This is a genomic window from Moraxella lacunata (assembly GCF_900453205.1).
In the GTDB taxonomy this organism is placed as follows: domain Bacteria; phylum Pseudomonadota; class Gammaproteobacteria; order Pseudomonadales; family Moraxellaceae; genus Moraxella; species Moraxella lacunata_B.
This window is the reverse complement of sequence record NZ_UGQU01000002.1, coordinates 552,956-578,348: the sequence shown is the minus strand read 5'-3', so window position 1 is coordinate 578,348 and position 25,393 is coordinate 552,956. Positions and strand designations below refer to the sequence as shown.

Here is a 25,393-nt window from a genome sequence, read left to right as displayed (position 1 = left end):
AATAATTTTGCCATGGTACTATCCAATCAAAGGTGATGAAATGAAACTTAAAAATATTGTCATAAAAAGATTCCGTTCTATCAATGATATTAAACTAGAAATTGATACCAATCATAATTTTATTAGTATTTGTGGAGCTAATAATGTTGGAAAAACAAATGTATTGCGTGCATTGAATTTATTTTTTAATCCAAATAGCTATATCTTTGATAAAGACACTCCGTATTTAAAACAGAATACAAGAGGAGGGTCTATAGCGACAGAAATTCAGTTGCAATTTGACGATGGTAATGGAAAAACATACGAATTAATCAGAAATATTGAGAAAAAAGATGGTAAAATTAATATAGAAAGCAAATGCACTTTAATTAATAAAGTTGGTAAAAATACTTCAAAAAGTAGTTTACCAGAAAGTAAATTTAATGAAATATTAAAGAATATTGCATTCTTTTATATTCCAGCTATTAATATTTCCTTTCCTGATTTAATTAATATTATTATTAATGATGTATATGAAATTGAATTTGATAAATCTAGGTTTTCTGGTCTTAAAGGGGAGCTAAAAGATTCTTTTGAAAAATACAATAAAGGATTAATAGATGTTTTAAGTAAATTGGCAGAGGAAATAAACCCACTTTTTGAAAGATTTAATGAAAATTGGTCTGTTGAGTTTAAAAGTAATGCGGAAGTGAAAAAATTCCAAGATTTAATATCAGCGGATATTAGTTTTCATATTAATGATAAAGCTGGTTTTAACAATGATACAAAGGGTTCTGGTTTGCAAAAATTAGGATTTATACTATTGCATCAAAAAATTATTGAGAAACTATCTAGAAAACATGTTATTTTTTGTATTGATGAACCAGATGCTTTTTTACATAGAGGACTTCAATTAAAACTCAAAACTATTCTATATGATATAGCTAAAAAGCATCAAGTAATTGTTACTACTCATTCTCCTGAGTTTATAGATTATTCCAGTTTAAGAAATGTGATTCTATTAGATCAAGAAATTAGTGAAGAAAAATTTTATAAGAGAACCCAAACTTATATTAACCCTATTAATACAATTGCCATAGATTTATCGCAAGAAGATGGTGCGAAAAAAATTAGAGAATACCTAGGTCTTGAGGAAGATAAAACAGATCTATTAGACCAGTATAACATTTTCGTTGAAGGAGAATGCGACAAAAAATACATTACTGAATTATGTCAGTTCTTTGGGATAAAAACCAAAAGAATTTTTTCAATAAATTCAGTTGATAAATATGACGTTCAGCTACAGTTCTATGATGATTGGTATGCTAATTTGCAAAAGAAACCTCATATCCTTGTGTTATTTGACAATGATAGTGCTGGTAGAGAAAGTTACAAATTGATTAAACGAAAGACTTTTAAAAATATTCAAGTTGATTGTCAATTTATTCCTAATGTTTATGGTGAGTTACCAGATCTGGAAAATTTACAGAAAGTGAAAAGTAACTTAGAAATAGAAGATTTTATCTATCCTGAATTATTTTTTCAACTATCTATGCTGATACTAAATGAAAAAACAAATTTATCTAAATTTAATTTTAAAGAATTGGAGAAAAATTTGCAAAATAAGAGTTTTGCAAATGATGGTATCTTAACTATCATGGATATGCTATTAAAAAGCAAAAATCCTGATGGTTTAGGTTCTCTAAGTTTTTCCTCTCCAAATATGAAAGGTGGAATTGCATCAAAATTGAATGTATCTGGCAATCTTAAGATTACAAATATATTAAATGAAGCTAATACAAAATATCCTGAAGTTAAAAAATTTTTAATGCAGATAATGAGTAAAAATTAATAAAAGTAAGATGATTGATGTATATACTATTAAAAATTCACCAAAACAGTACGTATTACGCACCTTACGCCCAAAGGAAAACTTTATGAACAACAAACTTTCAAAATATGGCATTACCCCAACCAATCGCCCAAAAGTCCCTGCAACCAAAAAGCTAGATTTAACAGGCGAACAAGGGCAACAAATTATCAAATCCGAAACCAAACTTGTGTTACGAACGCATAAAGAAACATTTAAACGCTTGGCGGATATGTAATGGAAATTATTTGTTTTCCATTTGAGCGAGTGATTGAAATTAACGCCTATATTCTCTCTACTGAAAAAGGAATGAAAGGACAAGCGGATATTGGCAAATTACAAGGAGTATTATCTCGGATTGATAATGCGATTTTGTATGAAGGGTTAAATGATGTGCTTGAAATTGCCAGTAAATATGCAAATAGCATTGCAATGGCTCACGCCTTATCTGATGCCAATAAACGCACAGGGTTGGCGGTTGACCTAGAATATTTATCGCTCAATGATTATGAAATTACGATAGACCATATTTTAATGGCGGACGCTATGCGTGATTTGGTGATTGGTGAATTATCCGAAAGTGAATTTGCGGATATTTTGTATTATCAATATTTAAGTAGTATAAACCCACAAAAGGACTAAAACAATGCAAACCCCAATCCCAGCCACTTATATGCGTGGTGGCACATCAAAAGGCACATTTTTTAAACTCTCCGATTTGCCAGAGCCTTGCCAAGTAGCAGGGACGGCACGAGACAATTTTTTGCTCCGTGTTGTCGGCAGTCCAGACCCCTACGGCAAGCAAATAGATGGAATGGGCAATGGCTCATCAAGCACTTCCAAAGTCGTGATTTTATCGCCTTGCACAGACGGCATACACGATGTCAATTATCTGTTTGGGCAAGTCGCCATTGACAAGCCGATGATAGATTGGTCGGGCAACTGTGGGAATTTAACAGGAGCGGTCGGTTCGTTTGCCATTTTTAATGGACTCATTGACCAAGCCAAAATCCCCAACAACGGCATTTGCACCGTGCGTATCTGGCAAGAAAATATCAAAAAGACCATCATTGCCTATGTACCGATTGAGAATGGTCAAGTAGTAGAAACAGGCGATTTTGAGCTTGATGGGGTAACTTTCCCCGCCAGTGAAATTAAAATTGAATTTATTGACCCTGTGGACGAAGGCGGTGAGATGTTCCCCACAGGCAATTTAAAGGATACTTTGTCCGTGCCTGATGTGGGTGAATTTGAAGTTACAATGATTAACGCAGGCATTCCTACGATATTTTTACACGCCCACGAGCTTGGCTTTACAGGCACAGAGCTACAAAAAGACATTAATTCTAATGCAGAAATTTTAGACAAATTGGAAAAAATTCGTGCTTATGGAGCGGTCAAAATGGGCTTGATTGATGATGTGGAGCAAGCCCAAAGCCGTCAGCACACACCCAAAATCGCTTGGGTCGCACCGCCGTCAGACTACATAGCATCTAGCGGCAAAACGGTAAAAGCTGATGATATTGATTTACTTGCTCGTGCAATGAGTATGGGGCAGCTACATCACGCTATGATGGGAACAGCCAGTGTGGCAATTGGCACCGCAGGGACGATTGTCGGAACGATTGTTAATGATGTAGCAGGTGGTCAGCCTTTGATTGAAGTAAAGTTTGGACACCCATCAGGGACACTCACGGTAGGTGGTCAGTCCGAGTGTATAAATGGTAAATGGGTCGCTCGTAAGGTGTCTATGAGTCGTTCGGCACGCAGGCTTATGGTGGGGAGTGTGTTTGTGCCTGTTGATAGTTTTTGATAGATTAAAATGCATATAATAGATTAAAATGCATATAAATGAAATCAGCCTAAACCCCAAAGCAAAAAAACTTTGGGGTTTGTGTTTTAAACACTTGTCGTTATTTTTAGCAAAACCCATGAAAATTTGCTATAATAATGCATTTTTATCATCAGTCTAGCACCGTGATTTTACGCCGATACATGATACGCCAAGTTGCCACGACCACCGCCCTTGTACTAGGGTTTTTGGTGGTTATGCTTTTGGGTGGTCGCCTGATACGTTATTTTGGCATGGCTGCCGAAGGGGGGCTTGATGTGGGGGTGCTGTGGACACTCATCGGCTATAACTTGCCTTATTTTTTGGAATTGATTTTTCCTTTGTCCTTTTTTATTGGGCTTATGCTGGTATTTGGGCGACTGTATGCCGACCATGAGATGGCGGTACTAAACGCAGGCGGGGTCAGTCGTGGCATGGTATCAAGATGGCTGATACCGCTTGTGCTTGTGGTGTTTGTGGTGCAGGGTTTTATTACGCTTGTTGGTAAGCCGTGGGGGGTGGGGCGTGCCACCAACATTTGGCAAGAACAATCAGTGGTGGAGATTTTTGATTTAATTCGCACCAAAGAATTCATCAGCAGTGGCGACTATCATCTGTATGTGGGTGAAGTGGGCGATGAGCGTGAATTTTTAAAAGATGTCATCGTCATTCAAATGAATGATGGCAAGCAAGCAGAGCATGCCAACACACCGACCACGCAGACCGCCATAGAGCAGGGCGACCCGCTACACGCTGATAACCTAGACACGAGCAAAATCCCAAGCCAGCTACTATCTGACAAAGACACCATTATCCTAGCCAAATCCGCAACCCAAGTGCCGACCGCCACGCATGACGGTTCGGTGGTGCTTGACTTGCACGAAGGTCGGCGGTATGAGGTGGATACGGCAAGTCGTCAGTATAATCAAGTGGGGTTTGGGCGGTATCGCATTCATCTGACGGGCAAAAGCGAGAGTCAAGGACGCCCGATGAAGATAGAAGGCATTGCCACAGGCGAGCTTTTGAGTGTGCGTGGGGTGCAAGGCGAGATAACCCTAAAAAACAGCACGTTTAGCCCGCAGCAGGTGCGTGCCGAGCTCGGTTATCGTTTGTCGTTGCCGTTTTTGATGATTATCGCTGTGCTGCTTGCCACACCGCTTGCGACCGTGCGACCCCGTCAAGGCAGATGGCTCAAACTCATTCCTGCGATTTTTGTGTTTGTGGCGAACGTGCTGATTTTGATTTCTCTAAAAGAGAGCATTGCCAAGGGCAAAATTGGCGTGTACATCTATCCTGTGGCATTGGTGCTGTTCATCGCCTTTGCCTTGTATCTAAATTATCATGACCGTATCGTGGCACAGCTTCGCCGAAATCGTATCAGTCGCCAAGGTCATCAGCAATCAGAGCAGGGGGTATCATGAAAGCATGGATTTTACCCCGTTATGTCATCCGCTCGGCACTGTTTGCCATGATGGGGGCGGTGGCGGGCTTGTGGCTATTGCAAATCATCTTTGCCTACCTGTCCGAGCTTGAAAACTTATCCGAGACTTATACGTATCTTGACGCGTTGCGTTTTATTTTGTACCGCTCGCCTTATTTTTTGGTGCAATTTATTCCCACTGGGGCACTTCTTGGAGCGGTGGTGGGACTGGGTTTGTTGGCAGGCAATAGTGAGCTTGTGGTCATGCGAGCGTCTGGGGTGAGCGTGTACCGCATTATCGGGTATGCGATGTTACCTGCGTTTTTGTTCGTAGTCATCTCATTAGTGGTCAATCAATTTATCCTGCCAACAACCAACCAAAAAGCGTCGCAGATAGCCACGCACACCGCCACGACCGATAAGCTATTTACGGTCAATGGCTATTGGGCGGTGAATGACACCGAGCAAGGGCAGGAGATTGTCTATATCAGCTATGCCGACTCGGATGGCAAACTGGGGGCAACCAAACGCTACTATCTGGACAAAGGGGCGAATCTCACGGGGGCGACCCGTGCAGGCAGTGGCGTGTTCCATGAACAGGTAGGCGATGATTATCAGTGGCAACTGACCGACGTGGCACAGCTGACCGTGGGCGATACGGGCGTCTCTCGCAGTTTTGATATGCACAAGACCTTATCACTGCCCCTTGCCCCGAGTGATGTTCATCTTTTGACCAAAGAGGCCGAAGATTTGTCTTTGACCGACCTATATGCTCACCATCAGCTCATGAGTCATCAAGGCAAACGCTCGTTACGCCATGAAGTCGCCTTTTGGCAAAAACTCTTATCGCCCTTTGCCGTGTTGTCATTGGTGCTGGTGGCGTCGTCCTTTGTGTTTGGGTCGTTGCGTTCGCAGGGCTTGGGACTTCGCATTGTCATGGCGTTATTGACAGGGCTTTTGTTTAGTTATTTGACCGATTTGACAGGGTTTGTGGCACTCGCGACAGGGTTCTCCCCGTTTTTTATGGCACTGTTGCCGATTATCATTAGTGCAGGCGTGGGGATTTATCTACTCCAAAGACGGCAATAAAATGGGCGAGAGATTGCCAATTTTTATGGTTATTTTTAAATTAAAAATCTTAAGTGTATAGCCACAAATTTTAAAATTATCACAAGCTCAATAATATAAGGGTGTAGGGGCGTGCTGTGCACATCCGATAAACATGACAACAATAGATAAACATGACAACAATAAAGGACGTGCGGAGATAGTGCTGATAAACCTTTGATAAATATTAAGTTCGTTAGATATAAGTATATTTTAACATAAAAAAATCACCTATTTAAAAACGATTGATTTTGTCAAAGTGTGTGTTTTGATTGAAAAGTTTCATAAAAACCCCCATTTTTTGTGTGTTTTTGGCAAATGATGTTATAATAATCCGTTTCATCATCTGTCTGTTTTATTTTATCTACCAAATATAGCCTGTCATGAAATTAGCCGTCATCGGAGTCAATCACAAAACCGCCCCTGTCGCCCTGCGAGAGCGGTTGTCATTCGGCTCGGATTTGCCACAGGCGATTACTGACATTCGCCGTCTTGATGAGTCGGTTTCGGGGGCGGTCATCGTCTCTACTTGCAACCGCAGTGAGATTTATGTGGGGTTTGACGATGAGTGGCAAGCGGTCGCTGACGATGATGATGTGAGCGTGCAGGCGGGGCGAGTGCGGTCGTGGCTTGCCGAGTTCAAGGGCGTGGCACTAGATGACATTTCGCCTTTTTTGTACATTTATGAAAATAACCGTGCGTTGAACCACTGGCTTCGTGTGGCGTCAGGGCTAGACTCAATGATACTGGGCGAGCCACAGATTCTGGGGCAAATCAGACAAGCGGTGTCGCAGTCGCAGGCAGTGAGTGGGGTGGGCAGTGATTTTCATTGGCTTACTCAGCAGATTTTTGCGTCAGCACGCAGTGTCCGCCGTGACAGTAAGGTCGGACAGCAGGCGGTGACGTTAGGGTTTGCGACCGCCAAGCTGGTCACGCAGATATTTGACAAGCCAGAGAATACCACGCTACTCATGGTGGCGGCAGGCGAGATGAACCGCCTTGTCGCTCATAACGTGGCAAGCCTTGGCATGAAAAACATCATCATTGCCAATCGCAGTCCACAGCGTGCCGAACTACTCAAAGATGAGCTGGTGCAAATGGCACAAAATGCAGGGCGGTCGGTGTATGTTGAGTGCGTGGGGCTAGATAGTCTCGGGCAGGTGCTAAGCCGTGCCGATGTGGTGAGCAGTTGTAGCGGTAGCATGGAGACGCTGATTAGCACAGAGATGGTCAAGTACGCCCAAAAGGTGCGTCGTCATCGCCCGTTGCTACTGGTGGATTTGGCAGTGCCACGAGACATCGACCCTGCGGTGGGCGGATTTGATGATGTCTATTTGTATTCGGTGGATGACTTACAGCATGTCATTGCAGGTAACCTAGAAGAGCGAAAACAAGCGGCGGTAGAGGCGGAGCTGATGGTCAGTCAGCTGACCCTAAGTATCGAGAGTCAAATGCAACTGCTGTCCGCCAAACGTTATATTGCCGATTATCGCATGATGGCAAACGAGCATAAAAGCCGACTGTTATCGCATGCCAAACACCGTCTGGCACAGGGTGATGACATGATGATGGTGCTAGATGAATTTGCTCATCGCCTGACCAATACGCTCACGCACTCGCCGTCACGACTCATTCGCACCGTTGCCACACACCAAGATTCACAGCTTCTAGAAGTGGTAGGGGTAGGGCTAATGGATTACCGTGATAGGCAAGTCTGACTACTTTACTCAAAATCACCTTTATTCAAAATCCCCCAAATTCATCTTTAACGCATCAAAACACACACCCATCTCAAAGCCCCGATACTGCAAAAATCTCAGTTGGCGGGCTTTTTCTTTGGGGTCTTTTGGGATATTATCGCCATATTTTTTACAGCGAGCTTCTACGGCAAGTTTGAGCCAGTCTATCTCATCATCCTTGTCATCACCCTTGTTATCATCGTCCAAAATCGTGCCGTCCGCCACACTATCCACATCACTCATGGCAATCAGCTCATCCACACCGCCAAATGCCTTGACATCAAGCCCTGCTTTTTTTAGGCTATCCGTCAGATGCCGCACGCCACGCCCTTTGCGTACCGCTTCACGCACGAGCATGGTCGCACAGCGTGTGTCGGACTGATAACCTTTTTCGGCAAATTCATCAAGCAAGTCATCTACCGCCTGTGGGTCGCAGTCTTTGGCGATAAGTTTGGTTTTTAGCTCATGGCGGGACAGCTCTTTTTTGGATAAATAATAAAACGCAAGCCAACGCAAATAGCGAGTTTCTTTGTCGGGAAGTTGTAATTTTTCAATCTCCACTTGGCTTAATAATTTTAAAGAATTATCATCAAGCACCGTTTGGCTGTCGTCTTTTAATAATAAATCCACCGCAGACGGCTGATTATCGCTTGTTTGGGATTTGCGTTTGCGTGTGGGTGTTGGCGTATCGGTTTGGGAGTTGGAATTTTGGGTGTTTTTAACTGTTTTTTTAGATTTTTTAAAAGATTGTTTGGCAGGGTCGGTTAAACCTTTTGGTTTATCAGATAAAAAATTATCATCGGATTGTTTGTTGCTGTTTTTATCGTTCGTTTTATCCGCTTTTTTGGTATTTTTATCGTCCGTGCTATTGCTGTTATTACTCTTTTTATCAAAAGTTTTAGCAGACACAGGTTGTCCCATGTCTGCTAAAATGTCATCTAAGGTTTGTATTTTTATGGGTTTGACCATAAAATTAGTTGTCCATGCCTTCGACATATTCAGGCACTTCACCGTCATCATCGCTGGGGGCGACTGGCACGACATTGGCAAGTTTGAGCTCACGGATTTTGGCTTCAATCTCTTGGGCGATGGCTGGATTTTCCGCCAAAAATTGACAGGCATTGGCTTTGCCTTGACCGATTTTTGAGCCTTCATAGCTGTACCACGCCCCTGATTTACCCACGATGTCAAGGCTTGCCCCAAGGTCTACAATCTCGCCCAAGCGGTTAATGCCTTCGCCATACATGATGTCAAATTCGGTTTGGCGGAACGGGGGAGCCATTTTGTTTTTGATGACCTTGACACGGGTTTCAGAACCGATGATTTCTTCTTTGTCCTTGACCGAGCCGATACGGCGAATGTCTAGGCGGACAGACGCATAAAATTTCAAGGCATTACCGCCTGTTGTCGTCTCAGGCGAGCCGAACATTACGCCGATTTTCATGCGGATTTGGTTGATGAAAATCACCATGCAGTTAGAGCGTTTGGCGTTACCTGTGATTTTACGCAAGGCTTGGCTCATCAGACGTGCTTGCAGACCCATGTGGCTGTCGCCCATTTCGCCTTCAATCTCAGCCTTTGGGGTCAAGGCAGCAACCGAGTCCACCACAATCAAATCCACCGCCCCAGAACGCACAAGCATGTCTACGATTTCAAGGGCTTGCTCGCCGTTGTCAGGCTGTGAGACCATAAGTTCGTTCAAATTTACGCCCAATTTTTTGGCATAAATGGGGTCTAGGGCGTGTTCTGCGTCAATGAACGCACATTTTCCGCCTTGTTTTTGGCATTCGGCAATCGTTTGTAGGGTAAGCGTGGTTTTGCCCGAGCTTTCAGGCCCGAAAATCTCAATGATACGCCCCTTTGGCAGACCACCAATCCCCAGAGCAATGTCCAGCCCCAGCGAGCCTGTGGAAATGGTCTCGACATCTACCTTGATAGACTCATCGCCCAGATTCATGATGGTGTTTTTGCCGAACGCCTTTTCAATCTGAGCCAATGCCATTTGCAACGCTTTTTCTTTATTGCCTTCAATGTTTTCGTCTTTTTCTTTGGGTGCTTTTGCCATAAGAATTACCTTTTTTCAACTAAAATTAATGTGATAAAATAACTAAATTTACAACCAAAATTTTGCCTATTTTAGCACTTTTTTGGGCAAAGTGGCGGTAATTTTTGCGTTGTTACAATAAATAATTGTTAAGTTAAATTAAATAATTTATTAAAAAATACTATTAAATCTGCTCATCTCGTTTAAACACCCATTCATCATGACTGCTTGCTTTTTCATCAAAATAATAACTGTCGATGTCAAAGTTTTTTAGCTCATCGGGATTGGTGATTTGATGTTTTGCACAAAAATTCATCATCATGCCACGGGCTTTTTTGGCATAGAAACTCACGATTTTATATTGTCCGTTTTTTTGGTCTAAAAATTTGGGCGTGATAATCTCCGCCTTGATTTTGGCGGTATTGACCGCTTTAAAGTATTCATTGGACGCAAGATTTATCAATACATCAGAACCGCTATTTTTGATATTATGATTTATCACATCGGTAATCTCATCGCCCCAATAGCCGTATAAATCATCGGCATGGGGTGTTTTTAATTTCGTTCCCATTTCCAGCCGATAGGGGAGCATATTATCTAACGGCTTTAAAATGCCATATAAGCCTGATAAAATCCCCAAATGCCGATTTAAATATAAAATCTCATCAGTATTTAATGAATAAGCGTCCAGACCTGTATAAACATCGCCGTCAAACAGATAAATGGCAGGCTTTTTATTATCATCAAAAGGATAAGTCCAATTTTGGTTACGCACGACATTTAATTCGGCGATTTTTGCAGATACGCCCATAAGTTCTTGTAAGTCTATCACATCTTTATTTTTTAGGGTTTTCATTAATTCTATGGCGTGATTGATAAGTACAGGTTCGCTTAAATGATTATCTACATTAAAGGGAATGGCGGTTTTTTCATCTAGGTTTTTGGCAGGGGATATTAAACAATACATGATTTTTTCCAATGATTAAGCTAATTTAAAAGACAAAAAGATTATAAAATAACTGGTGTGATTTTTCAATTTAAAAATATTGATTTGACGGTTTAAATTTGTTATATTAAATCCTTATTTTAACCATTAAAAGGAATTTTTCATGACTGACACGATTTTGGCACGCCTAGCCCCCACCACTCACGGCAAACACATCGGCATCATCACGCTCAACAATCCCAAAGCCCTAAACGCCCAAAACCTAGACATGGTCAAAGCCACACGCACGCACCTAGATACATGGGCGAATGATGACAGCGTGGCGGTCGTGGTGCTACACGGCACAGGCGACAAGGGGCTGTGTGCAGGGGGCGACATCAAGGCACTCTATGGTGGGGCGAGCGGAGAGACCGCCCACGACTTTTTCACGCACGAGTACGGACTCATGCACGCCATGCACACCTACCCCAAGCCTATCATGGCGTGGGGGCATGGTATCGTCATGGGGGGCGGTATGGGGCTGTTTGGCGGGTCAAGCCATAAAGTCGTTACGTCCGCCACGCTCATGGCAATGCCCGAAGTCTCTATCGGGCTGTTTCCTGACGTAGGGGCATCTTATTTTTTAAATCATTTGGCGGGCAAGATTGGGCTGTTTTTGGGACTGACGGGAGCGAGATTTACAGGGGCGGACGCTTGTGCGTTTGGCGTGGCGGATTTTGCAATCAGTCATGATAGATTTGATGACGTGCTAAGCCATATTTGTCAAATTGATTTTAAGGATAATAGTACCAATCATCATTTATTATCCGCTTGTTTAAATGAATTTCATGACAAATCTATATTGGGCGACAGTATCTTATTAAAGTCATTTGATGAAATCAATCATCTCATGAATCAAGGCGATTTATTAGCGATTGATAATGCCTTAATGAATTATCAAGGCGATAATGATTTTATCAAATCCGCCATAGACATTTATAAAAATGGCTCGGATACCACAAAAGCCATTACCTTTAAAATTTATCATGATTTAAAAACGACCAAAAAAGATTTTTCTTTAAAACAAATATTTGATTTGGAAACGGTGGTGGCGACACATTGTGTTAATCATGGCGATTTTAAAGAAGGGGTGCGGGCATTGCTCATTGATAAAGACAAAAACCCAAAATGGCGATATACGCTTGCTGATATGCCTGTGGGGTATATTGATGAGTTTTTTGGGGAATTTGTTTGATTAAATTTTAAAAATAAAATCCGCTTTATGAAAAAGCGGATTTTTTATTAGTTGCTCTTTGGGGTGGGTATGGCTGATTTTTGACCGTCTTTGGGTGGCGGTGGGCAACCGTCTTTTTTGCCATTCTTTTTAAAGTCTTTGGGTGGCATGGGTTTACCGTTGGTGTCTTTGGGTGGTTCTGGGCGGTCGCCTTGTTGTCCGCTTGGTTTTTCGCCATTTTTAGGTGGTTTTTGACCATTTGGGCGGTCGCCTTTTTTGCCGTGTTCATGCGGTGGTTTGCATTCGTGGGTATCAGCTTTGGCGGGCTTGGCGGTGGTGCCTGCGTGAGCAGTGCCGAACATGGCAAGCATGGCAACGATTGCCGATGTGGCGATGAATTTGGTTTTCATAAAAACTCCAACGGTGGTTAAGTTAGTGAGTGTATGATACCCAATCATCGTGTGGCAAGTATAACCATATAAGAATGATTTGTCGTGTAAATATAAAAATAAGTAATGATTTTTGCGAGAGTATTGCGAATGTTTCTTAAAATCATCATTGGTATCATCTCTTAAGGGGAATGATTTATCAATAAAAAACCACGCCCAAACATGACTAAAATCCCAAAAAGTCATTACCTATCATTATCCGCTTTACCATTCTTCATCAGGGTGCTGTTTTAGATATACCACATTAAATTGACCGCATTTTGCCACAGGTGTGTCGGTATAGACGTACAAGGTATTTGCTTCTTTATCAGACCATGAGATATAGCTTTTTGGAGGTAGCGGACATTCGGGCGTGCCTTTTGCAATCTCTCCCTTTAACTTTTGTAAATGGTAAGTATCCAAATTCAAATGAGTGTCATAGCCATAACTACTGTGATTTAGACTAAATAAATTATAATGATGTATCTCGCTGTCAGTTATCACAACCCAAAACTCGGTAGAGTCATCACCCATCATTGTATCAACAAAAATACGACTATTCACAGGTAAACTCAACGCCAAAAAACCATTTTCACTGGTTGCAGTATCATCTTTGGCAAGCTGGCATTTGCCATTTTGTATTTTTTGATAAGCTGGCGGTGGCAAGCTAGCATCAACACTGGGGGTATTGCCTTTGTTATCTTGGATAAGCCCCCAAGTAATCTCTCCTTGACAATAAAACTTACCCGTTTTCAAAGGTTTATCAACCACGCCCACAACAACTGACCATAAAATGCGAGTGGTTTTGTACGATGAGCGACGAGAGCATTCTTCATCACTTAGATTGGGGTTGTTTTCCCGACAGCTAAAATAGTCATTGTCTTGTTTGGTGTCTAAAAATCGGTGTAACTGTGTAACAGGGACGCCCTGCCACAGGATAGGCTTAGGGAAGTAGGCGGATTCAAAATACTCAGGTTTGACCCATTGCGTGCCTACCGCTCCCTGATGTAGCAGTTCCAATCTTGTGCCAGCAGGCATGGTAATCCCTGCAAGTATGGTTTCTTGGCTAAGAGTGGGTGTACGAATGGCTTCTTCTTCGGCAATTTCTTCGGCGATTTTTGCTGACAGTCTGTTAAGTCGGTAACTCTCTACCACGCTTAATAGCCAAATTATGCTGATGATTGTTAAAAATATCATCATGGATTTGTTGTATTTGGCACGGCTGTTAAAATTTTGTCGTGCAGTCGGCGAGATTTTAAGTTTAACAGGTATTGTTAAATAAAGATAGATTTTAAGGTTTTCCGTTCGGACTGAGCTTGTCGAAGTCTAGGAAAACCGTTATGGTTCGACAAGCTCACCACGAACGGCTTTCTAGAAAAGTATACTCAATTAACAATACCGTTTAACAAGCCAAATAAACCACACCAATGCACAAGGCAAGCCTATGAAAAATACCAAAGCGATTAACAAAGGATATAAAGAGATAGAAAAGGGAATCATGGCAGAGTAGATTTTGGGTTTTTAGACATTGTATAAGAAATAATAATCAAATGCAAAAAAACTACCCTATCCAGAGTGGTTTTTTAAATCAACTAAATCAACCAAAACCGCTTACGCCTGTGGTGGCAAACAGCTCGCCAAATGCTTGGCAGGGTCGGTGTCATACGCTTTAATGGCATCTTCTACCGTCATGCCCAACGCTTTGGCAACACCCATGCCATAGTCAGGATGGCAGGCGTGGCAGTTTCTGATATGGCGGTATTTGATGAAGTCTAGTGCATCACCCATAGCAGCAGCAGTATTGGTGAACAACGCTTGCTTTTGCTCATCAGTCATGAGACTAAACAGGGCTCGTGGCTGGCTAAAATAATCGTTGTCATCTTCACGATAATCCCAGAATTTGGCGTCGCCATTGATTTTTAGGGGTGGCTCGGCATACTGAGGCTGTTGTTGCCATTGTCCAAAGCTGTTTGGTTCATAATGTGGGCGACCGCCATAGTTATCATCAACACGACCTTGACCGTCTCTTTGGTTGCTAAATACAGGGCAACGAGGAGCATTTACAGGGATTTGGTTGCGGTTTACGCCCAAGCGATAACGCTGTGCATCGGCATAGTTAAATAGACGAGCTTGTAGCATACGGTCAGGCGATACGCTGATACCAGGAACCAAGTTGCTTGGGGCAAAGGCGGATTGTTCAACATCTAAGAAGAAGTTTTCTGGGTTTTTATTAAGTTCAAATTCGCCCACTTCAATCAAAGGATAGTCGCCTTTTGGCCAGACTTTGGTTAGGTCAAATGGGTGATAAGGCACTTTATCTGCATCTGCTTCTGGCATGATTTGAACGTACATTTTCCATTTGGGGAAGTCGCCACGTTCAATAGCTTCAAACAAGTCTTTTTGGTGGCTTTCACGGTCTTGACCAATGATTTTTTCGGCTTCTTCGTTGGTTAGGTTTTCGATGCCTTGCTGGGTACGGAAATGGAATTTGACCCAAAAACGCTCATTATTGGCATTGATAAAGCTGTATGTATGCGAGCCAAAGCCGTGCATATGGCGATAAGACTTAGGAATGCCACGGTCGGACATGACAATCGTTACTTGGTGGAATGCCTCTGGCAGTAGCGTCCAAAAATCCCAGTTGTTGGTGGCGCTACGCATATTGGTTTTGGGGTCTCTTTTGACCGCTTTGTTTAGGTCAGGAAATTTACGGGGGTCACGCAGAAAGAATACAGGCGTGTTGTTGCCGACCATGTCCCAGTTGCCTTCTTCGGTGTAGAATTTAAGGGCAAAACCACGAATATCACGCTCAGCATCCGCCGCACCACGCTCGCCTGCTACGGTGGTAAAACGGGCGAACATTTCGGTTTTTTTACCCACTTCGCTAAAAATCGCTGCTCGGGTGTATTTGGTGATGTCGTTTGTGACGGTAAATGTCCCGAACGCCCCTGAACCTTTGGCGTGCATACGGCGTTCTGGAATGACTTCACGGGCAAAGTCGGCAAGTTTTTCGTTTAGCCACAAATCTTGGGCAAGTAAGGGACCTCTGGCACCTGCGGTCAATGAGTTTTGGTTATCAACAACAGGAGCTCCGTTGCTCATGGTAAGGGGTGTGCCTGAGTAGGGGCATTTTGGGGTATCAGTCATGATAAATCCTATGGTTAGGGTGTGTTACGATATCAAAGTATGACAGAATAAGTATAACAAAGCAGGGCATAATTGTCGGTTAGTATGTGTAAACAATACAAATGACATTCATTGCTGATTTGCTTTTGCTCAGTTTGTCAGTCTATGGAGCTATTATAGGCAGGATTGATGATTTGGTAAATTATAATAATTTGATAGTTTTGTTTGGTTTTTTAAATTAAAAAAATTAACTTATTTTTTGATTTTGATTGAAAAAATCAATGATACTAGGATTTTTCTTCGGTTTTGTTGGGGAGGAGTGATGTGATAAGATCGGCAACGATTTTTTGGTGCATCGGGGTGAGCATCGCAAATCCTAATGCCACCTCTATCTGACCACTAGACAGGTTGGGTAGACTACCTTTGATGGGTGGATAAACCTCTCCAAATCGAAGCCAATGACTATCTACCGACAGCCAATGTGCCAGTGTTTGTAATTTGTCTTGGCTAGGAATTGCTACACCAGATAGCCAGTTGCTCACTGTCTGAATGCTGACAGGATTGCCTGCATAACGCTCATTAAAGGCATTACGCACAAAGGTGGGGCTAGTGCTGAGTGAACGCTGTTCTAGGGCGTATTTTAATCGCTTGCTAAACTCAGCTTTGACATCATGGCGGGGTTTGGTATTCATAAAGTTAATGTAGCAAAAACTGTTTCAAATTTGTATTGAAAAATTTTTAAATAAATATTAGAATAACCGACATAAATAAAATGCAATAACAAGGACATCTGATGACCCAATCTGACAAGAACTATCACGGCACAATCATCGCCATCGATTCTGATAAACAATGCTTTAGCGTTTTAGCAGACAATCAAAAAATTTGCACTTTGCCACTAAAGTGCTGGCAAGAGCTGTTTGACCCACAAATCAACGATAAAATACAGTTTGGTAAAAACTCACAAGGTATTTGGGCGAAGTATGCAGATAATTCAGACAACACCAATTTGAGTGCCATCAATGCCTTTTCTGATTTTGAAAATAAACCCAAGCAGACAACCCAAACCCACTTTTCACAAAACACGCACACCTTTCATAAAGAGCAAGCCAAACCCCAATCAGAGTTTTATCAATCCTCACAAAAAGAGACATTGTATGATAATCAAGTAAGAGAGACAATTGAATATCCTTATGGTCTATTTAAAAGTTATTTTTATACTTGGAAGAGGTGTTTTGATTATAAAGGTCGTTCACGCCGACAGGAATACTGGTATTTTATGCTTGTTACTACTTTGATGATTGTTATTTTGAGCATTTTAAGCATTCCATTCTCGTTCATATTGGCTGCTATGAGCACTCCTTATGAGTATCAAATAGGGCAAGAGTTTGAGTTAATTTTTGGTGTGATGATACTCATCATCATTGGATTTGTTTCGCTGATTCATACATTACCAATGATCGCTCTAAACATTCGCCGCTGTCATGACCTTGGGTATTCAGGCTGGCTAAGTTTGCTTTGTTATGTGCCTTATCTTGGTGTATTAGCCAGTTTATTTTTATCATTTAAAGATAGTCAGCCAGATGACAATGCGTGGGGCGATCCTGTTAAGTAATTGGGATATTTATGATAATTTTTCTTATTATTGTAGGCGTATTTATCTATTTTGTATTTTTAAATCAAGAGAATGGAAATGGCTCAAATATGATTAATGGTCTTAATAATAGTTATGAATGGGAAAGGGTGGGCAATTATGCCTATCTTTCCCAATCTATACCCAGCCATATAAAAAGAGCGACTTATATTTGCCATATCAAATATCAAGAAAAATTGGTCAAAAGCCATCTCAAATTATTAAATGATGAGCGTGGTCATTTTTGTACATTAGGTATTATCAATGAGGACAATAAAGTCTATTTAACCATTCCCATCAATGCACTTGATTTGCCTAGAAATAGGGATATTGATATAGATATTATAATTGAACAGCAATTTAATATTGGCAATGAAACCAAAACAAATTTTGCAACCATCTCAAAAACCATCTACATCAGTAAAGAGATGGCATTGGCGACGGATTGGTTTTTACCTGTTTTGCAAATACAATCTCTCATCGCCTTAAGGTGGAATGATGACAAACAATATGAAAGCTGGCAATCTGAATATGTCAAAATCATTAAAGCATTCTATAAAGACATTATTACAAACAACAAATCAGAAACTGAATATTTAAGAAATTCTATCAAAAATCTTAGTCATATCAATTTAAATTTTGGTGATATCATATCAGAATATGATAGACGTGCTTTATTTATCTATTGTGCTGATAGTGCTTTTTCTAGCATTGTGGATTTGATGATTGAAAAAATCAACAACCATCAAATTGTTGATATTATCGGTGCTTGTGAAGATATTGAAAAATTTGGCATACTGCTTAAAGCAAATACCGACATCATTCATTCGGCGATACAATTTGTACGCCAAATAAATCATCATCGTTATGATAAAGATACCGACCATAAAGATAAAGCATGGGCTTATGAAATCTTAGGTGTTTCACCAAATGCCACGTCCCAAGAAATGAAAAAAGCCTATCGCAAAAAAATGGCAGAAATGCACCCTGACAAATACCAAGAATTACCAGAGAGCGTCAAAAAACTGCTAGAACAAACCGCTCAAGATCTTAATAAAGCCAAAGAAATTTTGAATTTTTAACAACCACCAAACAATCGTCAAGTGAGTGTATTATGAGTAAAGAACAAATTGCTAAAGCCGAAGGCGAAAAACAAAAGAACGCTCTTGCTTATATTTTAAAAGCAATCGTCAATGACCCCTCCATCCCCTATCACACCAAAATCAACAGCGTAATTGCACTAGGGTCAGCAAGCTGTGCCATCATTGCCGTTCAGTCCATTCCATTTGCAGACATTTTTATTTTAACGCCTGTGCAGATGGTGATGATTTATTATCTTAACAAAATCATCTCAGACGATGCTGATGCCGACATTGATGCAGGCTCGCTTTTGACCACCTTGGCGGCGGTGGCAGGTTGGGGGCTTGTCGCACAGCAGATTGTGCTTGGACTTTATAAGACCGTATTGCCTTTTATGGGCGGTTTTACCACCATTCCACTCGTGTATGGAGCAACTTCTGCGATTGGATTTATGGCGGTCAAAATGCTTGAGCGAAAGGCAAAATACAAAGATTTTGATCCTAACAATCTTACACCACAACAAAAACAAGAATTCGAAAAAGTGGCAGAACAAGCCAAAAAAGATGCCAAAAGAAATAAGCAGTCTTTTGAACAATTAAAAGATTTCGTAGCAAATGCCAAAAAGCAAGCGGAACAGTTTTATGATTATGAAAAAGAAAAAGCACGCTTAGAGAGCCAAATTAAAGCAAATAAAGAGCTGGAACAAGAGTTCATTAAAAAGCAGGCAGAATATGAAAGTAAATTATTGGAGTTAAAGGAGAATTATCACTCTTTGGAAGATGAGCAGTTGGAGATAATGCTTAAAAATGAAGAATTAAGCGAAGAGAATAAATTATTATTACAAGAGTTTATTGTCATCAAAAAACAATATGATGATTTAAAATCAAAAGCCTTAGAAAATCGTAAGTCTAAGCGTGAGTTTTATCAAAAAAGAATGAAATTATATCCTAATATTATTTTTAACAAAAATTCTTTTGATGAATTTTTATTATTGAATGAGAGTGATAACTTCTTGGTTGAAAAGCTGATCGGCTATCTCAATCATACACCAGACAAAGCAAAATTACGATGTAAGATTGAAGGCACTGATTTTTTGGAGTATGGCTTTGGCTCGCAAGGTAGATTGTACACCAAAAAAGTTAGTGTAAAGTACCAAATTTATAAAATTGGCAATAAAGCCACCCAAAAGAATGATGTTAAATACTTAAAATCTCTAAAATAAACTTCTTAATAACCCCCCTCAATCAATAAAAAGCGGATAACTATCCGCTTTTATCATTCCTCATCATCCCCATAATACTTCACGCCGATTTTAATCGGCTCACAACCCTGACTTCGGCGAAAATTATTGGTATCACGGAGCGAATAAGCACAGCCACAGTACTCTTGTTGGTAAAAATGCTCTCGTTTACTAATCTCAATCATACGACTGCTACCACCGCCTTTACGCCAGTTAAAATCCCAATAATCAAGCCCTTCATAAGGGGCAACGGCACGATGACCGCAGTCGTTAATCTGTGCCATGTTTTTCCAGCGACTAATCCCAAGCGAGCTTGTCATCACAGGAAAGCCATGCTCATGGGCATACAGAGCAGTGCGTTCAAATCGCATGTCAAAGCACATCGTACAGCGTCTGCCACGCTCGGGGTCTTGCTCCATGCCTTTGGCACGAGCGAACCAATTATCCATGTCATAATCAGCATCAATGAATGGTATGCCATGCTTTTGGGCAAAAGCGATGTTCTCGTTTTTGCGAATCTCATACTCTTTTTTGGGGTGAATGTTGGGATTGTAAAAATAAATGGTAAATTCAATGCCACTGGCAAGCATCGCCTCCATCACCTCGCCCGAGCAAGGGGCACAGCAGGAGTGTAATAGCACTTTTTTGTGTCCGTTTGGCGGGGTCAAAATCTCACGGTCAATCGGCGTTAGGTGCGGATTGGTGGGGTCAGCTTTGGCGATTTGTGGTTTGCCTTTACGTTGATTTTGGTTGGGTTTGGGGGTGTGGGTCTGTACGCTCATGATTTAACAATGATAAATAAAAATGGCGATTATTATAGCATTGATTTAATTTTTTTGCTAAAATTTGCGTGAATTTGTATTTAAAAAAGGTTTTTTATGAAACTCAACTGGCACGACAGCTTAGACATCGCCATTGCCCTTGCCGAAAAGCACCCCGATGTGGACGTACAGTACATTCGCTTTACCGACTTGCACCGCTATGTGTGTGAGCTTGACGACTTTGTGGGCGAACCTGACAAATCCAACGAAGCGATATTAGAAGCCATTCAAATGGCATGGCTTGATGAGCTTGATTGATAATTTAGATAATTTAAAGATAATTTATGGGTGTATCATACGCCTTTTATCTGGTTTTTATCCACCTTTCAAAACTTTATCTGTAAAAAAGCGGTCATTATCACCGCTTTTTTATTTTGGTAGTATGGTAGCAACTGTATCCCTAAAGAATACAGTACCACCAACCCTCATTAACTTTGTTGGCTTGTGGATGTTACTTAACGCTAAGATTAAGATGATAATCCGCTTGCCAAACACTGTCATTTCTAACAATGGCGTTAATGACGATTAGGAGTTTACGCATACAAGCGTTGATGGCAACTTTAAAGGGTTTGCCTTTGCCTATCAAACGCTCATAAAACTGTTTAAATTTGGGTTCATATTGTCTTGCCACATTGGTGGCATTGTATAAGACATTACGAACCGATTGCCTACCCCCTTTGCAATGGCTCTTGTATTTAAGTGTGCCACTTTCTTTGGGGTGTGGGGCAACGCCCACTAAGGAGGCGATTTCTTTATTGCTTAATGTACCAAGTTCAGGTAACATTGACATCAAGGTAGCGACAGTAACACCACCAATCCCCTTGATGTCTTTAAACTTTTTTGTGGTGTCATCAAAATGTTTGCTTAGGGTGTCGATGTCTTGTTCTAACTTAGCAATCTGTTCATCAAGGTAAGCAATGACTTGTTTAACACTCTCAAGCTGACTTTGATGAATTTGCCAAATACGGTTCTTTTCTTGTACACGCATTGCCACAAGCTGATGACGGCGTACTACCAATGCCTCTAAGCGTTCTTGCTCTTCGCTTGGTGGGACATAGAGCAAATGAGTAAGTTTGCTCTCATCAAGACTTAAAAACTTGGCATAAAGAGCAAGCATTTTGGCATCTTGGTTATCTGTCTTAGCATTAGAATAAGACTTAGCAAACTGGCTGGTTTTATTAGGATTGGCAATCACCACATTAAAGCCTGATTGATACAGGGCTTTGGCAAGGGGGATTTCTAATCCGCCTGTACTTTCAAGTACTACCAAAGCTAGGTTTGTGCCTGCATTGGTATTAAGATAAGCCATCGCTTGTTTGATGTCGCCCCCAGTGTTTGAAAAGGTTTTGGTTTTATCCTTACAAGAAAGTGATACCACAAAGACCTTTTTGCCCACATCAATGCCACAGTAAATGGGTTCATTGGGCTTGTTCGCTACATTGGTTTTGGTTTGCTTGGTATTTTTGGTTTGTTTAGCATTATTCATCATTAACCTGCCTTGTATTCGGTTTAGAGTCTATCAACTGTACGGTTTTGATTGATGAAAGGTTATCCACTCTTAAAGCTACGACACGAACTTAATCTTGGGTGGTTGCCCTTATGGTTCTAAGGTGCGTACAAGATGTGGATAACGGGTTTTTGCTTATTATACCTTAAAAGGGGGTATACAAAGGTGCGTATCACGCAACTTTTAAATTGGTGCGTTTTGAAGTTAAATGGTCATAAAATCAACCCTTTAACTTATCGCCCACCAATCCTTTGACCGTGTTTAGGATATCGGCAGGTAATACAACAGTTTTGGCATTATCAGATTGTGCCATCTCATTCATCGCCTTGATGTACTGCTCGCCAAGCAAGTACACAACAGGCATTTCTTTGCCGTCCATCGCCGATGAGATAAGACGAATGGATTCTTCGGAACCTTTGGCAAGCACTACCTGAGCTTCGGCATCACGGCGAGACGCTTCCAATCGTCCGTCCGCCTCTAGGATAGCCGCCTGTTTTTGTCCATCTGCTCGTGTTACCATCGCACGGCGTTGGCGTTCGGCAGCCGCTTGCTCTTCCATCGCCAGTTGCATGGTGTGGGACGGTTTGATGTCTTGGATTTCCACCGTTTTTAGGGTGATACCCCAGTCGGCGATGTCGTCTGATATGGCGTGTTTGAGCTGGGTTTTGATTTGGTCTCGGCTTGATAACGCACTGTCCAAATCCATCTCGCCCACGATAGAACGCAAAGACGTTTGCACCAGATTGCGAATGCCGTATTCATAGTCTTCAATACCGTACACCGCATATTCTGGCTGAATGATGTTAATGTACGCCACCGCATTGGCGATGATGACCACGTTGTCTCGGGTGATGACTTCTTGACTGGGAATGTCAAGCACGATGTCTTTGGTCGTGATTTTATAGGCGACCGTATCGACAAAGGGAATGATAAAATTCAAACCCGGTTCTAAGGTCTGATGATATTTTCCCAGTCGCTGAACCACCCATTTATAGCCCTGTGGTACAAGTCTGACACCCTTAAAAACGGTAAAAACGACAAACGCCACCAAGACAAATAAAACTTCCATAATAAGCCCCTATCTAACAGTTATCTAAAATTATCTAAATTTGAAATACAGGACAAATGTGATTACCCCCTACCAATCTATCTAATATGATGAATTGGTAATAAATAGCAATCCAATGGCATTATTTACGCCGAACCACCAACTCATTACCCAGTATCTGCACCACCACGACCCTATCGCCTGCCTGCAACACTTCGCCATCTGCCCCACGGCACAGCCATTCATCAGAGCCGACTTTTGGCACGCTAAACCGCACTTTGCCGAGTCTATCCGCACTCGGAGCTTGGGTGAGCATACCTATCTCGCCGATGATGACGCTACCCCCAAGCCCTGCGGTCGTGCGAGTCTTGATGTTGGGTTGGATAAATTTAAACCACGCCACACATGAGATGACCGACAGCACAAGCCACGAGATGACCCCCGCCCCAAAACCCAAGCCAAACGCCCACGCAAGCCCTGCCGTTACAACAGCAGACGCCCCGAACCATAGCAGAAAAAAGGTCGGCACAAACATCTCTAATATCATCAAAATCAGACCAAAAACCAACCAATGCCAAGGCTGTACGTTCATCAGGTGTCCTTATGTGGATTTTTGGTTAATATAAATCATTTATCAAAAATAGTCAATGATTTAACCCCAGACCCTAACCCATTGATAATCATAAAAATACTTGACAAAATATAAAATCGGCTGACAATCTTTTGGAAAATGGAAAAATATAGAACAGTTTTGATGGGATGGTTTCCGATTTGGCACCAAATAAAATAAAAAATCGGATAATAACTTATCCGATTTTTTTGTTATTTTGGTATTGTTAATTGAGTATACTTTTCTAGAAAGCCGTTCGTGGTGAGCTTGTCGAACCATAACGGTTTTCCTAGACTTCGACAAGCTCAGTCCGAACGGAAAACCTTAAAATCTATCTTTATTTAACAATACCGTTATTTTAAACCAATAGGGCGTACCTGCCTTTTGTATTTGCAATGAAAAATGTGAAAAATCGCCCGTTTTTCAAGGAAAAAGTGAAGTTTGTGAGTCTTCTATCAAACGAACTTTTGACTTCGAGCCACAAGATTTAGCCATTTTCATGCAAAAACATTATTTTATTTCCAAAATATTTCTATATTGTAAATAGTGTTATAAAGGGCAGGCACGCCCTAATCAACGTGGCACGACTTCCACGATGTTCAAATCAAAGCCCGACACGTTAAATTTGGCAGAGCTTGATAGAAGTCGCATGTCTTTGACGCCAAGCTGTTTTAGGATTTGGGCTCCAACACCGATACTGCGATAAGGCTCGCTACTTTCGTGTACGCTGACATTGGCTTGGCATTTATCCAACGCACCGCTGACATCGACAGCACGCCCCGAGTCAATCCACACGAACACGCCTTGCTCGCTTTGCCCGATTTGAGACAGTGCTGAGCGAATATCCCAACTGTGCTTGCTGTCAGTATGCCCAAACAGGTCTTTTAGGGGTTTTAGGGCATGGACTCGCACGGTCGCCACGCCACGGCTTGGGTCGCCTTTGACTAGGGCGATGTGGATCTCATCCGCCCCATATTCTCTAAAACGATAGAGTTTGAACGCCCCAAATTCACTGGCAAAGTCCCGCTCATCGATGACTTCCACGGTCTGCTCGTTGGTCATGCGATAGTGGATAAGGTCGGCGATGGTGCCGATTTTAAGCCCGTGTTCTTTGGCAAAGATTTCTAAATCATCACGACGTGCCATCTCGCCATCAGGCTTGATAATCTCACAAATCACCGCCGCAGGTTCAAGCCCTGCAAGGCGTGCTAAATCACAGCCTGCTTCGGTATGACCTGCCCGATGTAGCACCCCGCCTTGTTTTGCCATGATGGGGAAGATATGTCCAGGTTGGACGATGTCGGTGGGTTTGGCAAAGGGGGCGACGGCTGCCTGCACGGTTCTGGCACGGTCGGCGGCGGATATGCCTGTGGTTACGCCCTCGGCAGCTTCGATGGATAGGGTAAAGTTGGTGCTAAACTTCGCCCCGTTTTTGTCGCTCATTAGGGGCAGTTCAAGCTGACGGCAACGGGCTTCGGATAGAGTCAAACACACCAGCCCACGAGCGTGAGTAATCATAAAGTTGATGTCGGACGGCTTGACATGAACCGCTGCCATGACGATGTCGCCTTCGTTCTCACGGTCTTCATCGTCCATTAAGATGACCATTTTGCCTGCTTTGATGTCGGCAATGATTTCTTCTGCGGTGTTTAGGGTGCTTGCCATAAGGGTGCCTATTTGTGTTAAAAATTTAATAGGCTACATGGGGGCGGATTTGGGGGATTAAAGGCAGATGATGTAAAATTTTAAAA

24 protein-coding genes are annotated in these 25,393 nt (G+C 41.9%); 12 read left to right on the top strand and 12 right to left on the bottom strand.

Annotation, left to right across the window (positions count from 1 at the left end):
* The first annotated feature begins 40 nt into the window (after positions 1–40).
* From DX073_RS08225 to hemA, 7 genes are all read left to right on the top strand, one after another.
* On the top strand, positions 41–1,831 hold the full coding sequence (locus DX073_RS08225) for an ATP-dependent nuclease (protein WP_115007311.1): 1,791 nt from the start codon (positions 41–43) through the stop codon (positions 1,829–1,831).
* Positions 1,832–1,916: 85 nt separating this feature from the next.
* Positions 1,917–2,087 carry an acetyltransferase gene (locus DX073_RS08220; RefSeq protein ID WP_115007309.1) on the top strand — a complete coding sequence of 57 codons (171 nt, stop codon included), beginning with the start codon at positions 1,917–1,919 and terminating at the stop codon, positions 2,085–2,087.
* Positions 2,087–2,491, top strand: coding sequence for a type II toxin-antitoxin system death-on-curing family toxin (locus DX073_RS08215; RefSeq protein ID WP_115007307.1), 405 nt, complete (start codon positions 2,087–2,089; stop codon positions 2,489–2,491). The genes DX073_RS08220 and DX073_RS08215 overlap by 1 nt, the downstream gene beginning before the upstream one ends.
* A gap of 4 nt (positions 2,492–2,495) precedes the next feature.
* Positions 2,496–3,662, top strand: coding sequence for a 2-methylaconitate cis-trans isomerase PrpF (gene prpF, locus DX073_RS08210; protein ID WP_115007304.1), 1,167 nt, complete (start codon positions 2,496–2,498; stop codon positions 3,660–3,662).
* Positions 3,663–3,799: 137 nt separating this feature from the next.
* Complete coding sequence (locus DX073_RS08205) at positions 3,800–5,101, top strand: LPS export ABC transporter permease LptF (protein WP_115007302.1); 1,302 nt, start codon at positions 3,800–3,802, stop codon at positions 5,099–5,101.
* Positions 5,098–6,189, top strand: coding sequence for an LPS export ABC transporter permease LptG (gene lptG / locus DX073_RS08200; protein WP_115007300.1), 1,092 nt, complete (start codon positions 5,098–5,100; stop codon positions 6,187–6,189). The genes DX073_RS08205 and lptG overlap by 4 nt, the downstream gene beginning before the upstream one ends.
* 401 nt (positions 6,190–6,590) lie before the next feature.
* The gene (hemA, locus tag DX073_RS08195; protein WP_115007298.1) at positions 6,591–7,925 is read left to right on the top strand and encodes a glutamyl-tRNA reductase; all 1,335 of its coding nucleotides are present in this window, start codon (positions 6,591–6,593) and stop codon (positions 7,923–7,925) included.
* 21 nt (positions 7,926–7,946) lie between these two features.
* Here the strand turns inward: hemA and DX073_RS08190 are convergent, their stop codons facing one another.
* The 3 genes from DX073_RS08190 to yaaA form a co-directional block, all read right to left on the bottom strand.
* Complete coding sequence (locus tag DX073_RS08190) at positions 7,947–8,915, bottom strand: regulatory protein RecX (RefSeq protein ID WP_181814401.1); 969 nt, start codon at positions 8,913–8,915, stop codon at positions 7,947–7,949.
* 4 nt (positions 8,916–8,919) lie between these two features.
* Positions 8,920–9,978 carry a recombinase RecA gene (gene recA / locus DX073_RS08185; protein ID WP_115007569.1) on the bottom strand — a complete coding sequence of 353 codons (1,059 nt, stop codon included), beginning with the start codon at positions 9,976–9,978 and terminating at the stop codon, positions 8,920–8,922.
* 196 nt (positions 9,979–10,174) lie between these two features.
* Positions 10,175–10,957 carry a peroxide stress protein YaaA gene (yaaA, locus tag DX073_RS08180; RefSeq protein WP_115007293.1) on the bottom strand — a complete coding sequence of 261 codons (783 nt, stop codon included), beginning with the start codon at positions 10,955–10,957 and terminating at the stop codon, positions 10,175–10,177.
* A 142-nt stretch (positions 10,958–11,099) separates the two neighbouring features.
* Here yaaA and DX073_RS08175 point away from each other — a divergent pair, with 142 nt between their 5' ends.
* Positions 11,100–12,170 carry an enoyl-CoA hydratase/isomerase family protein gene (locus DX073_RS08175; RefSeq protein WP_115007291.1) on the top strand — a complete coding sequence of 357 codons (1,071 nt, stop codon included), beginning with the start codon at positions 11,100–11,102 and terminating at the stop codon, positions 12,168–12,170.
* A 47-nt stretch (positions 12,171–12,217) separates the two neighbouring features.
* Here the strand turns inward: DX073_RS08175 and DX073_RS08170 are convergent, their stop codons facing one another.
* The 4 genes from DX073_RS08170 to DX073_RS08155 form a co-directional block, all read right to left on the bottom strand.
* On the bottom strand, positions 12,218–12,559 hold the full coding sequence (locus tag DX073_RS08170; RefSeq protein ID WP_115007289.1) for a hypothetical protein: 342 nt from the start codon (positions 12,557–12,559) through the stop codon (positions 12,218–12,220).
* 243 nt (positions 12,560–12,802) lie between these two features.
* On the bottom strand, positions 12,803–13,777 hold the full coding sequence (locus DX073_RS08165) for a hypothetical protein (RefSeq protein ID WP_115007287.1): 975 nt from the start codon (positions 13,775–13,777) through the stop codon (positions 12,803–12,805).
* Between the two features lie 411 nt (positions 13,778–14,188).
* Positions 14,189–15,724, bottom strand: coding sequence for a catalase (locus tag DX073_RS08160; RefSeq protein ID WP_181814400.1), 1,536 nt, complete (start codon positions 15,722–15,724; stop codon positions 14,189–14,191).
* Between the two features lie 266 nt (positions 15,725–15,990).
* Positions 15,991–16,395, bottom strand: a complete 405-nt coding sequence (locus tag DX073_RS08155) for a hypothetical protein (protein WP_115007285.1) — start codon at positions 16,393–16,395, stop codon at positions 15,991–15,993.
* Between the two features lie 101 nt (positions 16,396–16,496).
* Here DX073_RS08155 and DX073_RS08150 point away from each other — a divergent pair, with 101 nt between their 5' ends.
* Genes DX073_RS08150 through DX073_RS08140 form a run of 3 tightly spaced genes read left to right on the top strand, consistent with a single transcriptional unit; the run spans position 16,497 to position 19,638 of the window.
* Positions 16,497–17,318 (top strand): DUF805 domain-containing protein, encoded by an 822-nt coding sequence (locus DX073_RS08150; protein ID WP_115007283.1) that lies wholly within the window; start codon positions 16,497–16,499, stop codon positions 17,316–17,318.
* Positions 17,319–17,329: 11 nt separating this feature from the next.
* Positions 17,330–18,418, top strand: a complete 1,089-nt coding sequence (locus DX073_RS08145) for a DnaJ domain-containing protein (protein WP_258556914.1) — start codon at positions 17,330–17,332, stop codon at positions 18,416–18,418.
* A gap of 32 nt (positions 18,419–18,450) precedes the next feature.
* Positions 18,451–19,638, top strand: a complete 1,188-nt coding sequence (locus tag DX073_RS08140) for a hypothetical protein (RefSeq protein ID WP_115007281.1) — start codon at positions 18,451–18,453, stop codon at positions 19,636–19,638.
* Between the two features lie 53 nt (positions 19,639–19,691).
* Here the strand turns inward: DX073_RS08140 and DX073_RS08135 are convergent, their stop codons facing one another.
* Positions 19,692–20,438, bottom strand: a complete 747-nt coding sequence (locus DX073_RS08135) for an epoxyqueuosine reductase QueH (protein WP_258556913.1) — start codon at positions 20,436–20,438, stop codon at positions 19,692–19,694.
* 96 nt (positions 20,439–20,534) lie between these two features.
* On the opposite strand from DX073_RS08135, the gene iscX reads away from it, so the two are divergent.
* Positions 20,535–20,735, top strand: a complete 201-nt coding sequence (iscX, locus tag DX073_RS08130; protein ID WP_029103819.1) for a Fe-S cluster assembly protein IscX — start codon at positions 20,535–20,537, stop codon at positions 20,733–20,735.
* A 193-nt stretch (positions 20,736–20,928) separates the two neighbouring features.
* Here iscX and DX073_RS08125 read toward each other — a convergent pair whose 3' ends face one another.
* The 4 genes from DX073_RS08125 to ribBA all read right to left on the bottom strand — a co-directional run bounded on the left by DX073_RS08125 (position 20,929) and on the right by ribBA (position 25,307).
* Positions 20,929–21,966 carry an IS110 family transposase gene (locus DX073_RS08125; RefSeq protein WP_258556830.1) on the bottom strand — a complete coding sequence of 346 codons (1,038 nt, stop codon included), beginning with the start codon at positions 21,964–21,966 and terminating at the stop codon, positions 20,929–20,931.
* A 238-nt stretch (positions 21,967–22,204) separates the two neighbouring features.
* Positions 22,205–23,053: an SPFH domain-containing protein gene (locus DX073_RS08120; protein WP_065255809.1), complete on the bottom strand. Its 849-nt coding sequence runs from the start codon at positions 23,051–23,053 to the stop codon at positions 22,205–22,207.
* Positions 23,054–23,174: 121 nt separating this feature from the next.
* A complete protein-coding gene (locus DX073_RS08115) occupies positions 23,175–23,624 on the bottom strand; it encodes an NfeD family protein (protein WP_115007279.1) in 450 nt (149 codons plus the stop codon).
* Positions 23,625–24,215: 591 nt separating this feature from the next.
* Complete coding sequence (ribBA, locus tag DX073_RS08110) at positions 24,216–25,307, bottom strand: bifunctional 3,4-dihydroxy-2-butanone-4-phosphate synthase/GTP cyclohydrolase II (protein ID WP_115007277.1); 1,092 nt, start codon at positions 25,305–25,307, stop codon at positions 24,216–24,218.
* Between the last annotated feature and the right edge of the window lie 86 nt (positions 25,308–25,393).

Bases quoted from the DNA above. Each gene is read 5' to 3' on its own strand.
- yaaA (WP_115007293.1), bottom strand. From the start codon at position 10,957: ATGTATTGTTTAATATCCCCTGCCAAAAACCTAGATGAAAAAACCGCC.
- DX073_RS08165 (WP_115007287.1), bottom strand. From the start codon at position 13,777: ATGATGATATTTTTAACAATCATCAGCATAATTTGGCTATTAAGCGTG.
- DX073_RS08120 (WP_065255809.1), bottom strand. From the start codon at position 23,053: ATGGAAGTTTTATTTGTCTTGGTGGCGTTTGTCGTTTTTACCGTTTTT.
- DX073_RS08160 (WP_181814400.1), bottom strand. From the start codon at position 15,724: ATGACTGATACCCCAAAATGCCCCTACTCAGGCACACCCCTTACCATG.
- DX073_RS08225 (WP_115007311.1), top strand. From the start codon at position 41: ATGAAACTTAAAAATATTGTCATAAAAAGATTCCGTTCTATCAATGAT.
- prpF (WP_115007304.1), top strand. From the start codon at position 2,496: ATGCAAACCCCAATCCCAGCCACTTATATGCGTGGTGGCACATCAAAA.
- iscX (WP_029103819.1), top strand. From the start codon at position 20,535: ATGAAACTCAACTGGCACGACAGCTTAGACATCGCCATTGCCCTTGCC.
- DX073_RS08190 (WP_181814401.1), bottom strand. From the start codon at position 8,915: ATGGTCAAACCCATAAAAATACAAACCTTAGATGACATTTTAGCAGAC.
- DX073_RS08115 (WP_115007279.1), bottom strand. From the start codon at position 23,624: ATGAACGTACAGCCTTGGCATTGGTTGGTTTTTGGTCTGATTTTGATG.
- lptG (WP_115007300.1), top strand. From the start codon at position 5,098: ATGAAAGCATGGATTTTACCCCGTTATGTCATCCGCTCGGCACTGTTT.
- DX073_RS08215 (WP_115007307.1), top strand. From the start codon at position 2,087: ATGGAAATTATTTGTTTTCCATTTGAGCGAGTGATTGAAATTAACGCC.
- DX073_RS08125 (WP_258556830.1), bottom strand. From the start codon at position 21,966: ATGATGAATAATGCTAAACAAACCAAAAATACCAAGCAAACCAAAACC.
- hemA (WP_115007298.1), top strand. From the start codon at position 6,591: ATGAAATTAGCCGTCATCGGAGTCAATCACAAAACCGCCCCTGTCGCC.
- DX073_RS08135 (WP_258556913.1), bottom strand. From the start codon at position 20,438: ATGAGCGTACAGACCCACACCCCCAAACCCAACCAAAATCAACGTAAA.
- DX073_RS08170 (WP_115007289.1), bottom strand. From the start codon at position 12,559: ATGAAAACCAAATTCATCGCCACATCGGCAATCGTTGCCATGCTTGCC.
- DX073_RS08175 (WP_115007291.1), top strand. From the start codon at position 11,100: ATGACTGACACGATTTTGGCACGCCTAGCCCCCACCACTCACGGCAAA.
- DX073_RS08205 (WP_115007302.1), top strand. From the start codon at position 3,800: ATGCATTTTTATCATCAGTCTAGCACCGTGATTTTACGCCGATACATG.
- DX073_RS08220 (WP_115007309.1), top strand. From the start codon at position 1,917: ATGAACAACAAACTTTCAAAATATGGCATTACCCCAACCAATCGCCCA.
- ribBA (WP_115007277.1), bottom strand. From the start codon at position 25,307: ATGGCAAGCACCCTAAACACCGCAGAAGAAATCATTGCCGACATCAAA.
- DX073_RS08145 (WP_258556914.1), top strand. From the start codon at position 17,330: ATGATAATTTTTCTTATTATTGTAGGCGTATTTATCTATTTTGTATTT.
- DX073_RS08155 (WP_115007285.1), bottom strand. From the start codon at position 16,395: ATGAATACCAAACCCCGCCATGATGTCAAAGCTGAGTTTAGCAAGCGA.
- DX073_RS08140 (WP_115007281.1), top strand. From the start codon at position 18,451: ATGAGTAAAGAACAAATTGCTAAAGCCGAAGGCGAAAAACAAAAGAAC.
- DX073_RS08150 (WP_115007283.1), top strand. From the start codon at position 16,497: ATGACCCAATCTGACAAGAACTATCACGGCACAATCATCGCCATCGAT.